This is a genomic window from Laspinema sp. D2d (assembly GCF_025370755.1).
In the GTDB taxonomy this organism is placed as follows: Bacteria; Cyanobacteriota; Cyanobacteriia; order Cyanobacteriales; family Laspinemataceae; genus Laspinema.
Genome location: NZ_JAMXFC010000053.1, coordinates 20,972 through 35,029, shown reverse-complemented (window position 1 = coordinate 35,029; position 14,058 = coordinate 20,972). Strand labels below are relative to the sequence as shown.

The following is a 14,058-nucleotide window of genomic DNA, read 5'->3' as shown; positions in this document are numbered from 1 at the left end:
AGCCTAGTGCCGTGAAAGTGGCACGCTGGGTTCTGAATGGGAGGTGGGGAAAGTGATTTCCCCATCGACCCCTAATATGGATGATTAGTTTTTCCTCGGTAGGGAGGGATTTTTGTGATTTTCCCTGTCGCTGTCATCCCCATTGTTCCGACAGCGTAGGCACAATTATTACATATTGTTACAATTGCCGTCGATACAAACCAGCTTACAGATGTTGCTATCACCCCAAAAAATTCCTCGGGGGGGAGGGATTTTTTAGGCTAAATCTGGTTTATCCCGCCCTAGCCCAGTTATCCCCTGTTGGCCGACAATTGCCCCACGGTTTTCTTACTATCCCTCGGCAGAGCAATGGTATGTCATTGTGTCTACAGTTTTTTTAGGCGGTTATCGATTCCCCCCGCACCTTGACCAACCCTATAGCAGCAATTCTCGGCTGATTTGACGATTTTTCTCAGAAATGCTACGCCTCAATTTCCCACTATTCCTGGATTAAATCATCAACCCATTTTTAGCCATGTTCCTACAATTAGGCAGAGGTTTTTTGGAAGGTGCGTCGGAACAATTGTAGTGATATGGGTTATCAAGGAAGTTCTGCACCTCCATAAAAAGTCCTGAAAATCTTTCCCAAGTTAGAGTGCTCAAGCCCTGCCAATTTTTAAACTGAAAAACAGGGTCAACAATCCTAAGCATCATGATTGGGAAAGTTACTAAAGGAAATGATTTCACAGGCATCCTCAGCTATGTCCTTGACAAGCCTGGGGCCAAATATATTGGGGCGAGTCAGCTTTGGGGAGAACACTCCAGCCAATGGGCGGCTCAATTCATGCGGGTTGCTGCCAAACGACGCCGCACGGAATACCCCGTGGCCCACTACAGCTTTAGCCCCCCTCCCAATCAGCCGATGGCAGATGAAACGGCCTATCGGTATGCCCAGAAATTCTGCCAGCGCATGGGCCATGAGAATTGTCAGTGGTTGTTGGTCCGGCATACCGACACCAAAACCGAAAACGGCGAAGACCGGGACCATTTTCATTTGGTGGTGAATCGGGTGACGATAGATGGCGGTTGCACGGTCAGCAGCTTCAATGATTGGTATCGTTCCCAGGCAGCCCACCGAGAACTGAGTGAAGAGTTCGATTTGCATCACGTCCCCGCAGTCTGGGAGACAGATCGCCGCAATCCCTCCACCGGCCAAATCAGAAGAGTCCGACGCCAAAACCGCGAGTACGCCGAAGGAAAACGCTCAAAGAGCGCCGACCCGATTATCCTGACTGAACTCCAGGACCGCATTGATAAGTTCTGCCAGAACCGGCTCAGGTTACAGGATTTGGTGAGACTTCTGCTAGAGGATGGGGTAAACGTTCGGATTCAGCCTGCTTCAAATGGAGGGTTAGGAATTTCTTATCAACTCGGCTCAGTTGCCGTGGCGGGAAGTTCGTTGGGTCGAGCCTATACGGTAAAAGGATTACAGCAGCGTCGGGGTGTCGCTTATAAGCCGGAGTATGACGACCCGGTTCTCAAGCTGTTTTTAAAAGACGAATGGTATGATTGGCGCTATGTTTCTAAGCCAAGCGATCGCCGAAGAACCCGACAAAAAGCCGCGTCACCAGAACCGACTCAAAGCACTCGCCAACTGGACGCCCAAAACCGCAGATCAACCGCACATCCGTTATCCCCAGCGTCCTCAGAACCCACTCAAAGCGCTCGCCAACTGGACGCTCAAAACCCCACGTCAACCGAACCGGAATTATCCCCAGCATCAGCATCAACGGCACGGTCCAAACCCGACATCTTGGATGAGGAGGAATATCGGCAATGGGTAAACCAGGTTGCCCCCGTCCTCGATGCTTACCTCCAGCACCAGGGTGTTCCGATTATCCAAGGCAAACGCTTCCGGATTTACAAGCGCGGTCAACACCTCGTTCTAGAGCAGCAGGATGACTCAAGAACGCTGATGATTGCCCATAACACTGAGGAGGCTTCTTGGGAGATTCCCAACTATTTCCCCGTTGAGCGGAGCATTGCCCAACACATTTTGGAGCGGTCCGTCCCCTCTATGCAACGAACTATGAGACCCTATAATGCGTGGTTTAATTTGCGTGGCTCGGGGCCTCCACCGTCCCCACCGGAGGTACTGAATAAGCAGGAACATCAACAGTGGGTCAATACCGTCGCTCCGGTCCCCAGAGAACCCACACCAAAACCCTCTAAGTCTCCAGCATCAACACCGTCCCCAACACCGTTCCCACCTGATGTTCTGAATGAGCAGGAATACCAACAGTGGGTCAATACCGTGGCTCCATTCCTCAATACCTACCTCAAGCACCGAGGTGGGCGGATGGTCGAGGGCGATCGCTTCCGGACTTACAAGCGGGGTCAGTACCTCGTTTTGGAATATCTGGATGGTTCTTCCACCCTGATTCTTGGCCGACCGACTGGCAAGGGTTCTTGGGAAACTCCAGATCCGGTTCCCTTCAAGGTCAAACGCGAGGATGCCAACTACATTCTCGAACGGTCTATCCCACTCATGCAGCGTCAGATGAGCCAAGATAAAAAATGCGCTCAGAATAAGAAGCGCTCTCGTTCCCGGCAACTCGATATCTCGGATTGAGGCATTGTCAGATCCGGTTACTGTGGAGCCTTCCAGTTCTCATAGCGGCGATCGCCAAAGGGGTCATCGGAAACAGCGACTCGCTAGATGAATCCCATGTCTACTAAATTGTCTACAGTTGAGTTGAAACCCAAGGTTAGCCAGGGAGATAGTCAGCAGTTCCCAGTCTACAAATTAGGCGAATTGGGGTCAGTCTGGGGTGTAGCCAAACGCCTACCAACCCGCCTAACTCCGAGGCCATCGGCTATCTAGTCAACCGTCTACATTCCGTCTAATTTCTTCCCCACCTGTGGTCTAGCACTCCGTCTACAAATTTGTCTAACAACCCTCAACCCTTTGGCTCATCAGGATAATATCGCCCTTTTTTATGGTTCCAAGCGAGGCCATCAGGATCCTGTTGGCTTGTCCATTTGGCAAAGGCATTCGTGCCTTTTTTCTGACGGTTGGAGGTGACAGAAGACGGGCTTACCGATAACCTTGAGGCCAATTCCTTGCCGCTGAGTCCTTGAGTAGTGAAATCGAACGGCGCGTCTACTCCAACCTCAGATTCCTGGGAACGGTTGCGATCGCCCCCGGTTGGCTCTTTTAAACCCACCTCTCCCGAAGTAGCCTGAACCTCGCCCTCAACCGCATCATCCACCAAGTCGAACGATTGGTCTACTCCAAGCGTAGATTCTTGGGAAACGTTGCGATCGTCCCCGGTTCCTTCCGCTAACCCAGAGTCTCCCGCAGTTGCCTGAACCTCGTCCTCAACCGCATCATCCACCGAGTCTACGGAGTCATCAACCGCGTCTACTGGCTCGTCTACTCCGAGTTCAGATTCTTGGGAGCCGTGGCGATCGCCCCCGGTTGCTTCCTCTAACCCAGGTTCTCCCGAAGTCGCCAATTCCTCCCCCTCAACCGCATCATCCGCCGCATCATCAACCGAGTCTACCGGCTCGTCTACTGGTAGGTCTACATCACTCTGTGCAACCTCCTCTACCGGCGCATCACCCGAGTCTACCGGCGCGTCTACTGCACCCAGGCTAATCTCGTCTATTGCCGCGTCTACTGTAAAGTCTACATCAAGAGCAGAAAACCGACTTTCCAATGCTTTCAACCGTGACTCAAGGGTACGAGTCATCCCCTGGATCGCCTCAGCAACCGCAGCGTCTACAAGGGATTGAAGGGAGGCTGAAGTCTGAGGGGATGCCGGTTCTATTCCCAGGTACGCCTCAATCGCTTGGACGATAAATTCACTGCGACTGGTATCAATCCGGGCCTCATCAATCCGGGCCAACAGTTCAGGAGTGGTCCGGACATTCACCTGGGCACGCCCCGATTTCGATGACTTCGCCTGGGCCTTTTTGGAACGTTGGGTCATGATTTTCCCTCTACCTTGAAGAGTCTACAGTCAGTCTATAATTAGACTACAGTATGAAGACCGTATCAGTCTACAGTAAATCTACAATCGGTCTACAGGGTGAAAAAACTATCAGTCTACAGTAAATTTACAATCAGTCTACAATCAATCCGACAGCCATCCCAACGGAATCCCCCTGCAATTGTAACTCTTCCGGCTGCAACCCCTAGTTTTGCTGGGGTTGCAGCAGCAGTCTCCCACGCATGTAGACTAATACCTAGACTAATACCTAGACTAATATTTAATTTTGTAGACGTTCGTTTTCTTCCTCCAACTCAGTCAGCCGTAAGCGAAGTTCCGCCAGCGCCAACCCGATTTTTTCCTCCACAGAATTGATGCGGTTGTTGATCCGGTTCGACTCCCTGACATCCAAATCCTCATCGCAAAGAGGCAAACCCATCGCGAGGCACTGGCGAATAAAAATGGAAATCTGTTCCGTGGCGGTGGTCCCCTCATCCTGGCAAAGGGCCACAAAAGATTGCCACTGTTCCGGCTCCATCCGAAGTGAAATTGGTTTTCGGGTCATTGCTTGTCGTTCCCCACGTCGATACGGTTAGCATACAGTGTCAATACAGTGTTGCCAATACAAGTGTATTACTAAAAGGGGGAATTGCCGATACAGTCGCGATTCCCCTCGTTTGAGGGCAGGTGGGTTCTACTCAATTTAAGGTAAACTGATGTACATAAGGGAACCTTTGTTTACATTCGACCCCAAAAAGGCTCCACTCCATCCCCCCGATGGCTCCACCCAATTCTCTCATGATGAGTCCCACCCCTGATGACCTCCAAAGGATTTGACAATAGCACCGCTCTTTACATTAGAGTCTCCACTGAAGAACAAGCGAAAGAGGGAGTATCTATACCCGCTCAAGTTGAAAAGTTGACTGCCTACTGCCAACAACAGGGATTAACCGTGGTCCAGACCCTAATTGATGAGGGGGTCAGCGCGGGCAAGTTTTTATCAACCCGTCCTGGGGGTTCCCAATTAGTGGAGTTAGTCCGGTCTAAAACCGTCAGAAATATTGTCGCCGTCAAACTGGATAGACTTTTTAGAAACGCGGCGGATGCCCTCACTTCCCTCGACCAATGGGACAAGCTGGGGGCATCACTCCATCTTCTGGATTTCAATGGGATGAGTCTGGATAGTTCCAGCCCGATGGGGAGAATGATGCTGACAATGGTCGCGGGTTTTGCCGAGCTAGAACGGAATCTGTGTAAGCAACGAACCCGCGACGCGCTGCAACACAAGAAAGCGAATAAACAGGCTTATAGCCGTCCGGTTTATGGTTACCAAGTAGATGAAACGGGGAAGATGACCCCTGATGCTAACGAGCAAGAGGCGATTTCACTGATTCATCAGATGAGGGGTGATGGGGCCAGCTTGCGAACCATCGCGGCCAAATTAACCGAGTTGGGGTATAAAACCAAACGAGGGGGTAAACAGTGGTACGCTGCAACCATTAAAGGCATCCTGGAAAATGATATTCACTCGGGCTAGGAAAGACTATGAACGATTTAAACTTTTACTAACACATAAAAAACGGGGAACGCTTGCCCAAGGAGGTAATCCCAGAAATATCGTAAGCCATTTCAATCTGATATCTATTGGTGAGATTTAGAGGCAAGCCTTTGGGCTTAGATCTACTACAAGATTGATTGATTCTATCAACGACTCAGGGGCGAGGAGAAATCGTTACGGGCGATATCCGCTATCCTGACTAAGATGGAGGTCAAAACAAAGCGGGGCAACCCAAAATGGATTCATACCTCAGTCAAGTCAATCCTAGAAAATGACATCCATTAGAAGCTGCCTATCCGGATACTGGCGTATTGGAGGGCAATTTTCCCTCATAGAAAACCCCTCGCACGGGGAGGGGTTGGGTTAGTTGGGTCTGAATTTTCTTAAGGTGAGGATTTTTTAACAAATCCAAAACGTTCAGCAAATGGGGAATTTTTCCAAAATTTTATCCGCTGCTCATGGGTCATTATTGTGTTAACTCCGGCTCTAACCTGCTCAGGTTTCAACACGGGTTGGGCTGACCATTCTTCTTTCAAGGTCGAGACAGAACGCTCGGGCATTTGTTCGTGAGAAACTAAAGACATATCCCTCTTCTCCTGGGGCGCTAAAAACTGCCCCCTCATCGTTCATTTTGATGATTTCGCTGTTCGTAATCGAATGCCTCTTGTCTCCATGTTAATCTCAAAAAGGGTTGGGTGGAACGACCTCATCTTTTACGGCTTAGAAAAATTTTGTAGCTTCTGACAAACAGAGGCAGATAGGTTCCTCATGTTAGTGATTCTAGGTAGGGATACATAACGCGAGCTACGCGACAGATTTGAGCATAATGCCAGAGTTCATCTATGGTGCAGCGATTGCCATTCCAGGATTCACGTAGAGCTTCAAGCGCTACGTCCATCCCAATTTTGTGACGGTATTTAAAACAATCCGCGACTGTCTTGGCAACGCTGTACACTTTCACCGGCAGCCCCGCACAGTCATGCTCCTCTATCCCTTCACTCAAAGCTTTGCCTGACATATAAACAATCCGCAAAGGGAGAATATTGTCTTTTGGAGGGCGTGCTTTGTTGGCGATCGCCATCCAAACTTCAAAAGGAGCCTGGGTTGTGAGTCCATGAAACCGAAGTGCAGAAAGCAGACAAATTATCCCATGAGGAACCCGCGCACAGGCTTCAATCTGGCTTTGATTTTCGGTTAGGTCATTCTGAGGAAGCGTGTAAATTCCACGCCCTGCCCTGACGAGCATCCCCTGCTGTTCAAGTCGCCGCAGAGACTCCGGATGGATCCCGCGCTCTCTCAGGTCGCGGGAGCGAATCAGCGGGTTATCTCGGGCCAGTTGCAACACCTGCTTTGAGCTAGATGGGTTTTCCATTTTGAGTTTGACCGCTGCGTACTCTAATATCCCAACACCTATGACAAACTGTCGGTAGTTTTAATATTATACCGACAGTTTGTCACCTCTAGGGCTGTCCTGGTAAGGCGGCGGATAGCTTCCCCGGGGTCGTTAGACTCCTTTGGCTTCAGTAGGCGTGATGAAGACCGCTTGCAGTGAAGGGGACTTTTCTTGACAAGACAATGCAATTGCATTACCCTAAAGATAAGGCGTATCCGAGCAGGTTACAAGCCCTGAAGCTGCGAAGGAACTTACTATGACTGCCCAACCTATCCAACGCTTAGAATCTAAGCTGACTGCTCGTTATCAAACGACCGTCCCCGAGTCGGTTCGTAATGTACTGGGCCTGAAGAAGCTCGATAAAATCAGCTATCATATCCTCTCTAACGGCCAGGTGGTGATTTCTCGTGCGGATCCCAACGAGAGCGAAACCGATCCGGTATTGGAGAAGTTTCTGAGTTTTTTGGCACGAGATCTCGAAAATAATCCTCAGCACTTGACAACCATTAACTCGGATTTAGTTAGTCGGGTTCAGTCTTTGGTCGGTGATGTGGCGATTGATTTGAATGCCTCCCTACCCGAGGAGGATGAATAAGATTGTCTGACGATGGGCCGTTAGTGATTAATGGATGGACTATCTTCGCCCATCCTCTTTTTATCGAGCAGATTGAGCAGCTTCTGACACAGGTTGAAAATTTGCGTCAGAAGGACCCTCTAGGTTATCGAGACAAAAATGCGACCAAACGTTTAGCTGCAATTGCTAAGTTGGCATTTGAGGTCATTCCTCAAGATCCAACTCGGAACGAATATCGCCAAGGGTCTACTCTCGGAGATGAATATAAGCATTGGTTTCGAGCTAAGTTTTTTCAACAGTACCGATTATTTTTTCGATATCACCAAGACAGCAAAATCCTGGTTTTTGTCTGGGTCAATGATGAGAACTCAAAACGGGCGTATCAGAGTAAGAGAGATGCTTACCGAGTTTTTCAGAAAATGCTGAACAGCGGCTATCCACCGGATGACTGGGATGACTTAATGGCCGAGGTTCAAGTGGAAAGTGAGCGGTTAAAGCAGATAGCCAATTTAGAGTTGCCCTGATTTGAGATACTTTAGGCAATTCTTGTCTGGCAACAACTAGCTAATATCTCGCCATCATTCCGGAAGTTTCCTCGGCGATGACTTGATCTATTTAAAGGAAAATTAATCCAATGGAAGAAGAGTTAGTTTACACCATAAAAAAAGGTTATCCCAGGGGGAAGCGAAATTAATTCTATTCGCTATCAGGTTAAATTGGTAGTTTATGACCCTAAATTAGAGGAAATTTGGTCATGCATAAGTTAGCACGTTATCGACAAATTGTCAAGCAAATTTTGCAGGAACACGCTCAATTTTCTAGGAATGTAGAGGCGGTAAAAACCCAGCTTATTTTTGATAGTGAAAATGACCACTATCAGCTAAATTATGTAGGGTGGCAGGGAGATAAACGGGTATTTGGTCCGGTGATGCACTTTGATATTGAAAAGGGTAAAATTTGGATTCAGTATAACGGGACTGAAGACTCGGTGGCTGAACAATTAGTTAAAATGGGTGTACCCAATTCTGATATTGTCATTGGGTTTCACTCCCCCTTTAAACGGCAATTCACTGAATACTCAGTCGGATAATTATCCATTCCAAACATCCATTTACTAATGTTGAGCAGAGTCCAGAAGCGATTTGCGATGCTCATAGATTTTGTCGCCAGACCGACCATCTGAAAGGGAGAACTCAAAAGCTGAACCCCTACCTGGTAAGGAGGTAAGGCTCCAAACGGGTTGAAGTCATTTCAGCGATTTTGGTCGAGCCTCGCAACGAGGTGGCAGCCACGGAGAAGAATCACCCGAGGTCTAGCGGAATCTGAGTCGGTGGGTTGAACTCGCCGGTGACACGAGAGCAGATAGCCGGACCATACAGCTTTAACAGCCGGAGCAAATCTTCCAACTCTTCTCGGGTCATTGCGAATTTAGTAAGTCTCCCATAGCGGCGGCTGACAAATTCTCGTAACTGCTGATGGCTTGCTACCCCTTGAGCAACCAGTTCTTTTACTAAAGAGTGGGCTTCCATTGCTAAATGACGTGGTGTTGATTCAGGGCTTAACTCCTCGTCACCAGGCTGAGTGTCGGGTTGAGTGTCGGGTCGGATATGGGGTTGAGTGTCGGGTTGAAACCCCTGCCCAGTGGAGATAGTGTCGGGGATGTTGGGTTGTTCATCCTCATATACCACTATATTTTTGATTTTTTCATCTTGCGGGGAAGATGAGTTAACCACTTCATTTTTCAACTCCTCTATAGTTGAAGTTAACCCGACATACCCGACACTATCCTTGCCTAGCAAGGATTCTGTACCCGACACTAACCCGACACTACCCCCAACACTAGACCCGACACTCAGCACTGTTGATGTCAATGTCTCTAGCACCGTCGGGGACTGTTCATCTTCTCTTCTCAACCGGATGCCCTGAAAATATCGACCCTTAGAGGAGCGTTTCACCTCGATATTCCAACCCAGTGACTCGAAAAGTTCTTTGAGAGTCGGGGTGAAATTGGTGAGGTTCAGCGCTGACTTCACCCCGGCCCCTCGGCAGTAGTGATTGTAAGCGCCAAATAGAGTGGATGCTTCTGGGTTGTACGCTTCTGACTTCCACTCGTCACAATTAGCACCCACCTGGATTTTCGCGAATGGATCTAAGATGAGATGATCATTGACCCAAGCTGGGAGTGAATCCCTGAGCTTGCTCTCCCAAAAGGCTGGGGACATTGCAATATCATTTCCCCCGCCGCGCAACGTCGCCTCAATTTCCTCGGAGGAAATTGACAGCAGATAGCGGGTGAAGGCCGGTAATTCAGCTTTGAATTTTCGTTCAAGAGCTTGCACCTGGGGGCCGCCTTCGCGATCAAACGCCATTGTGATAATCCGCCGAGATAGCCATGTTCCCTGGCTCTCCGAACCGTGAAATATCGCGTAGTTGGCGGTGACGACGTGCAAGGCAGTGGGAGCGAATTCTACCGGGTTTTGATGGAGGTGTCGTCCTCGGAGTTTCATCCCTCCGGTGCTTTTCTTGAACTCGGACAGACCACAAGAGCGGATCGAATCCTGATCATCATGGATCGCGAACCGTTTCCCTAGCAGGTCAATAATTTCATGCTTGTCTGACAGTCCGGCGATTGTGCCATTCCAGCAATTTTCTTCACCGGCGATCGCCTCAATCAGGCGCACTAAAGTGGATTTCCCCGTCCCACCTTTGCCGATGAGAAACAAAAATTTGTGCAGGTGGCTCATGCCCCGGATCCCGGCGGCGATGAAACACTCAATCATTCGCTGCCTTTTGCGATCGCCATAGGTCACGAAGTCAAGCCATTGGGCAATCGAACCAAAGTCTCCAGCCTCCGGTGAGTGATACCGTCGGGGTAGCTGCCAAGTTAGTCGGTATCCGGGAGCGTGTTCGCCAAATGAGTTGCTTTGAAGATTAAAAACGCCGTCAACAAACGGGATGAGTTTGGGGTCTGCATCGAATGTTTTAACCTTAAATTTGGCCCGCATCAACCGCTCAATGGATGCTACCAGTCCGGCTCCATAGCTTTTCCCTTGACGATCTAGGCAAGCCTGGATGACTGCATGGACCTCCACCACATCGCACCGGGACCATAATCCGGGCTTCTCGACTCCGTACCACTTCCACTCGCCCGCCTGGATGTCCCATGCTAGGCGATCTCGCCATTCGCCAAACAATTCTTGTGCATAATCGCTGGCGCTTTTCTTTTGAGGCTTTTTGCCATCGTGGTTGTCTGGCAAGTTTTCGATTAGCTGGCGAGTCTCTCCCAGGGCGATCCCGTATGCCCTGTTGAGTTTTTTAATTAGTTCCTCTCGGTTCTCCATCTCTGCCTTCACTAAGTCTGCGATATCTTGATTGTCGGGGATGTCAAGATAATCCGCCAGATCTATGACTGGGATTCCCCACCGATGGCAGATTTGGGCAATATGAGCTGCCTTCTTTTCCCCTGTGGAATCCATGTCCCGGATCAGGGCAATCCCTGCAATCCCGGCCTTTTGGAGTCTCAGAATTGCAGCTTCTGTTTCGCCGGTAGATGCACTGCCTGAAGGGGTGACCGTCACAAACTGAAGCCAACGAGAAGCATCCGCGCATTTCTCTCCCTCAACCCAGAGAATCCATTTCCCAACTCCTTCGGCAATTGCTTCCTCTTCCTTATAAAGGGGCCAGGGCTTGTCGCCCTTTTTCGCGATAGTTTGGCCTGCTTCGTTGATGTGATAAGGGGTAAAGCGCTTTTTGTTGCCGTTCGCGGGGTCGAGTCGGATCACCCACTGGGTGTTGCTGTAAGGGTAGGTGGTATGAGTCCCTTTGCTATCCTGGTGTTTCTGAGGTGGAGTCGGCTTGCACTGGAGTCGGGCTAACTCTCCCGATTCGGGGATAGGTGCGGGTTTCGCTTTTTTAGCAGGCGAGCGCTTGATGGTCTTGGTTTTGTTGGCCTGACCCTTCTCGAAGCGTTCTGGCGCGATCGCCTTGAGGATCTCTAGGGAGTCGCAATCCCCTGAAAAGCATTTGAATTTGGTCGGCTCGGTCCGGCTGTAACTTAAGTTTTTCCCTCCGCACACCGGGCATTCATATTTTCCCTTGGAGGTAGGCGTGAGGCGATCTGTGTATTGGCTGAGATCTACCAATTGGCGATCTCTTGAACTCTCGTAACCCGACGTAGATGCAGTAGATTGCGCTAGGATTGAGTTAGTCATGGGGCCTCCTTTGTATTGGAAGGGGTCCCCTACGCTTTATTTTGCCCCAATCATTTCTGGCTACCTTTTAGTGTTAAGATAGGTTCAGAAATTAAGATTAATACCTGTTGGTATTTTTGGTGGGGTGTTCTCTGCGGGTTGCTGCAAACAACCGGAAGCGCAGGGGACCTCTTTTTTTTGTATGGATTGATTCTATCACTGAATTAGCGAAGGGTGTTAATAGCTTCGCCGTTAGTTTGGTTCAGCCCAACCTATATTTTACCGCTTCACTACTGATAGCCTGAACAAGATGGCTGGCGTTGGTATGCCTTGCCAGTTATTAGGTTGAGAATTGATTCCTATTAAGAAATCATTAGGATTAAAACCTCATAAAAACTTTAACCTCTGCCGTATAAACCCGGTGGACCTGGTGAAACTTACGGTTTTTATTGAGCTTTTCGCTCGCCACAAACTCCCCATCAGCCCGTTCAACCCGATCCGAGTAGACCCCATTCCCCGAGTGGACCCCATCCGGAATAGGGCCAGAAGGTACCGAGCGCGATCAGCTTCGGAGAATTTCGCCCAGAGGGGTGCTCGGTTCGCGGCTGTATTCGCATAAATCAGCCGATATGGGTCGAGTTGCATGATCGCCCCTGGGGATTCATTATGGAAAATTTTAGTCCATCTGAGTGAATCGGGTCTCCATCTGGTGCTTTTTGAGTGGAATAGTTGGATGTTTCATCTTTTTTACCAACTCAATGAGTTAATTACACCCTTTAGTTTCAACAACATTCCTTTAATTTCTGTTTCATAGCAACTTAGTTAATTTTATTTCGATTTAATTCCTGTATCTTTTACTGCGAATAGATTTCACTCCATGACTTAAATTATTTCTTTTCTCTGAGTAACCCCCGTACATTACTGATTGATGGTAATAATATAGCCTCGTGTATTGAATTTATCAGGGCAACGAATCGGGAGAATAGTAACCTTTTGGCGCGGGTCAGCGACGGAAGCGATCACAGGTTAGCTAGGCGGATTCATCCGGCACGTACTCCAAAAGATCGGAGGGTGTGACTCCCAGGTAACGACACAAAGCGTTTAGTTTGTCATGGTCAAGGTTGCTAGGCATGAGATCTGCATTTTTGATTTTTGATGCAGTAGCACGGGAGACCCCCATAGCTCCTGCGATCGCTATCACGCTGACCTTTTGCCTAGCCATCAACTCCCGTAAGCGCCATCTAATCAAGGTTTTAGCTATTGCTGACATCATCTACTTTATTCTCCACTATCGCGTGATTCAAGTCTATTGTCGCCTTAATTAAGATAAATGTCAAATAAATCTTGACATACATAAAAATATCTGCTACAAATGTAATCATTAAGGGACCGAAAGTACCCCCAGAAACTCCCCGCAACCCGGTTGATCAAAGTTATCTTGCGGAGATCACCTCGGAATTCCACAAAAAAACGAGACCCCATAGCCCGAAAGCTACAGGGTCCCACCTTTAGGGGAGATCACTCCCCCCACGAACTGAACATTGACAACCGAATAATCATTTTCATGACCGTATCGGTCTAGCTGGGGTGCTACCAACACCCTGGCCGTAACGTTCAGTTTTGCGTTTTTCAAATCAAATCACCATGACTAACTTATCAAATTCCGTCCCCAAGTGCCTGTCTTTCTACTGCCAGCAGGCATCCGACAAGCTCTATCCCTACCTCCAAGACGGCGCATCCCTTACCCTGGATGATGCTCTGCGGCTGGTCTCCCTTTCCGGGTATGCAGCCCTAGAAGCCAGTCGGAGTGAGGGGATGAGTGGTTTTGGGATGTCGCTGACTAACCTCGAAGGTTGTAACGAACCATTCGACGGGTTCCCAGTGGGTGAATCCCTTTGGCTAGTTTCCATGACAGTAGAAGAGTGGATCGGACTCGGTACTTGGGCCTCCGCCCTCGCCTCCATCCGACTGCGAGACATGGAAAACGCCAAAGTCCGGGAGATGGCAATGCAGTCCCCCGCATTTGAGGAGGCCCTCGCATGAGTGCTTTTTTTCATGTCCTACTCACCCTCGTAGTTGCATATCTCTAATTTCTAACCTCAACTTCGAGACTGTTCGACTGTCGCTCAGATCGATGCGATCGCCTCCACCCCAGTGACACCAGGCCCCTGATTTACCGACCCTAACGAACAACACCATTCACCCCGAAATGCCTCACCGGAACTCAGAAGACCTGGTGAGGCACTTCACCTAAAAATCGGATCACCTATAGCGCGGGATAAGGGCCACTTTGTCCCGCTATTTTATTTGGGCCTTGCCCGTCGCTGGATTCGAGATGGTTTGGCGGTCGGGAAATGGTCTCCTTTGGA

General features: G+C 49.3%; 13 protein-coding genes and 1 pseudogene. 8 read left to right on the top strand and 6 right to left on the bottom strand.

Features of this window, described 5'->3' with window-relative positions; genetic code table 11:
* Positions 1 to 691: 691 nt before the first annotated feature.
* Positions 692 to 2,611 (top strand): relaxase/mobilization nuclease domain-containing protein, encoded by a 1,920-nt coding sequence (locus NG796_RS24345; protein ID WP_261209863.1) that lies wholly within the window; start codon positions 692 to 694, stop codon positions 2,609 to 2,611.
* A gap of 328 nt (positions 2,612 to 2,939) precedes the next feature.
* On the opposite strand, the gene NG796_RS24340 is transcribed toward NG796_RS24345, so the two are convergent.
* Positions 2,940 to 3,974 (bottom strand): ribbon-helix-helix domain-containing protein, encoded by a 1,035-nt coding sequence (locus NG796_RS24340; RefSeq protein ID WP_261209862.1) that lies wholly within the window; start codon positions 3,972 to 3,974, stop codon positions 2,940 to 2,942.
* Between the two features lie 280 nt (positions 3,975 to 4,254).
* Positions 4,255 to 4,539, bottom strand: a complete 285-nt coding sequence (locus NG796_RS24335; protein WP_261209861.1) for a hypothetical protein — start codon at positions 4,537 to 4,539, stop codon at positions 4,255 to 4,257.
* A gap of 252 nt (positions 4,540 to 4,791) precedes the next feature.
* Between NG796_RS24335 and NG796_RS24330 the strand changes: the two genes are divergently transcribed.
* Together NG796_RS24330 and NG796_RS24325 are read left to right on the top strand one after the other, a co-directional pair.
* Positions 4,792 to 5,511 carry a recombinase family protein gene (locus NG796_RS24330; protein WP_261209859.1) on the top strand — a complete coding sequence of 240 codons (720 nt, stop codon included), beginning with the start codon at positions 4,792 to 4,794 and terminating at the stop codon, positions 5,509 to 5,511.
* Between the two features lie 195 nt (positions 5,512 to 5,706).
* Positions 5,707 to 5,817: pseudogene (locus tag NG796_RS24325) on the top strand (recombinase family protein); the annotation flags it as partial.
* 98 nt (positions 5,818 to 5,915) lie between these two features.
* Here NG796_RS24325 and NG796_RS24320 read toward each other — a convergent pair.
* Together NG796_RS24320 and NG796_RS24315 are read right to left on the bottom strand one after the other, a co-directional pair.
* Complete coding sequence (locus NG796_RS24320) at positions 5,916 to 6,116, bottom strand: hypothetical protein (RefSeq protein ID WP_261209857.1); 201 nt, start codon at positions 6,114 to 6,116, stop codon at positions 5,916 to 5,918.
* A gap of 182 nt (positions 6,117 to 6,298) precedes the next feature.
* On the bottom strand, positions 6,299 to 6,904 hold the full coding sequence (locus NG796_RS24315; RefSeq protein ID WP_261209855.1) for a type IV toxin-antitoxin system AbiEi family antitoxin domain-containing protein: 606 nt from the start codon (positions 6,902 to 6,904) through the stop codon (positions 6,299 to 6,301).
* Between the two features lie 277 nt (positions 6,905 to 7,181).
* Between NG796_RS24315 and NG796_RS24310 the strand changes: the two genes are divergently transcribed.
* The 3 genes from NG796_RS24310 (at position 7,182) to NG796_RS24300 (ending at position 8,589) form a co-directional block, all read left to right on the top strand.
* The gene (locus NG796_RS24310) at positions 7,182 to 7,520 is read left to right on the top strand and encodes a type II toxin-antitoxin system PrlF family antitoxin (RefSeq protein WP_261209854.1); all 339 of its coding nucleotides are present in this window, start codon (positions 7,182 to 7,184) and stop codon (positions 7,518 to 7,520) included.
* A gap of 2 nt (positions 7,521 to 7,522) precedes the next feature.
* Positions 7,523 to 8,023: a type II toxin-antitoxin system YhaV family toxin gene (locus NG796_RS24305; protein ID WP_261209852.1), complete on the top strand. Its 501-nt coding sequence runs from the start codon at positions 7,523 to 7,525 to the stop codon at positions 8,021 to 8,023.
* A gap of 230 nt (positions 8,024 to 8,253) precedes the next feature.
* Positions 8,254 to 8,589: a XisI protein gene (locus tag NG796_RS24300; protein WP_261209850.1), complete on the top strand. Its 336-nt coding sequence runs from the start codon at positions 8,254 to 8,256 to the stop codon at positions 8,587 to 8,589.
* Positions 8,590 to 8,800: 211 nt separating this feature from the next.
* On the opposite strand, the gene NG796_RS24295 is transcribed toward NG796_RS24300, so the two are convergent.
* Together NG796_RS24295 and NG796_RS26625 are read right to left on the bottom strand one after the other, a co-directional pair.
* The gene (locus NG796_RS24295; protein ID WP_261209849.1) at positions 8,801 to 11,710 is read right to left on the bottom strand and encodes a DUF5906 domain-containing protein; all 2,910 of its coding nucleotides are present in this window, start codon (positions 11,708 to 11,710) and stop codon (positions 8,801 to 8,803) included.
* A gap of 1,009 nt (positions 11,711 to 12,719) precedes the next feature.
* Positions 12,720 to 12,869 carry a helix-turn-helix domain-containing protein gene (locus tag NG796_RS26625; RefSeq protein ID WP_368013703.1) on the bottom strand — a complete coding sequence of 50 codons (150 nt, stop codon included), beginning with the start codon at positions 12,867 to 12,869 and terminating at the stop codon, positions 12,720 to 12,722.
* Here NG796_RS26625 and NG796_RS24290 point away from each other — a divergent pair.
* Both NG796_RS24290 and NG796_RS24285 read left to right on the top strand, forming a co-directional pair.
* Complete coding sequence (locus NG796_RS24290) at positions 12,820 to 13,014, top strand: hypothetical protein (RefSeq protein WP_261209848.1); 195 nt, start codon at positions 12,820 to 12,822, stop codon at positions 13,012 to 13,014. The genes NG796_RS26625 and NG796_RS24290 overlap by 50 nt on opposite strands.
* Positions 13,015 to 13,333: 319 nt before the next feature.
* The gene (locus NG796_RS24285; RefSeq protein WP_261209847.1) at positions 13,334 to 13,732 is read left to right on the top strand and encodes a hypothetical protein; all 399 of its coding nucleotides are present in this window, start codon (positions 13,334 to 13,336) and stop codon (positions 13,730 to 13,732) included.
* Positions 13,733 to 14,058 lie beyond the last annotated feature (326 nt).

Bases quoted from the DNA above. Each gene is read 5' to 3' on its own strand.
- NG796_RS24345 (WP_261209863.1), top strand. From the start codon at position 692: ATGATTGGGAAAGTTACTAAAGGAAATGATTTCACAGGCATCCTCAGC.
- NG796_RS24340 (WP_261209862.1), bottom strand. From the start codon at position 3,974: ATGACCCAACGTTCCAAAAAGGCCCAGGCGAAGTCATCGAAATCGGGG.
- NG796_RS24335 (WP_261209861.1), bottom strand. From the start codon at position 4,539: ATGACCCGAAAACCAATTTCACTTCGGATGGAGCCGGAACAGTGGCAA.
- NG796_RS24330 (WP_261209859.1), top strand. From the start codon at position 4,792: ATGACCTCCAAAGGATTTGACAATAGCACCGCTCTTTACATTAGAGTC.
- NG796_RS24320 (WP_261209857.1), bottom strand. From the start codon at position 6,116: ATGTCTTTAGTTTCTCACGAACAAATGCCCGAGCGTTCTGTCTCGACC.
- NG796_RS24315 (WP_261209855.1), bottom strand. From the start codon at position 6,904: ATGGAAAACCCATCTAGCTCAAAGCAGGTGTTGCAACTGGCCCGAGAT.
- NG796_RS24310 (WP_261209854.1), top strand. From the start codon at position 7,182: ATGACTGCCCAACCTATCCAACGCTTAGAATCTAAGCTGACTGCTCGT.
- NG796_RS24300 (WP_261209850.1), top strand. From the start codon at position 8,254: ATGCATAAGTTAGCACGTTATCGACAAATTGTCAAGCAAATTTTGCAG.
- NG796_RS24295 (WP_261209849.1), bottom strand. From the start codon at position 11,710: ATGACTAACTCAATCCTAGCGCAATCTACTGCATCTACGTCGGGTTAC.
- NG796_RS24290 (WP_261209848.1), top strand. From the start codon at position 12,820: ATGAGATCTGCATTTTTGATTTTTGATGCAGTAGCACGGGAGACCCCC.
- NG796_RS26625 (WP_368013703.1), bottom strand. From the start codon at position 12,869: ATGGGGGTCTCCCGTGCTACTGCATCAAAAATCAAAAATGCAGATCTC.
- NG796_RS24285 (WP_261209847.1), top strand. From the start codon at position 13,334: ATGACTAACTTATCAAATTCCGTCCCCAAGTGCCTGTCTTTCTACTGC.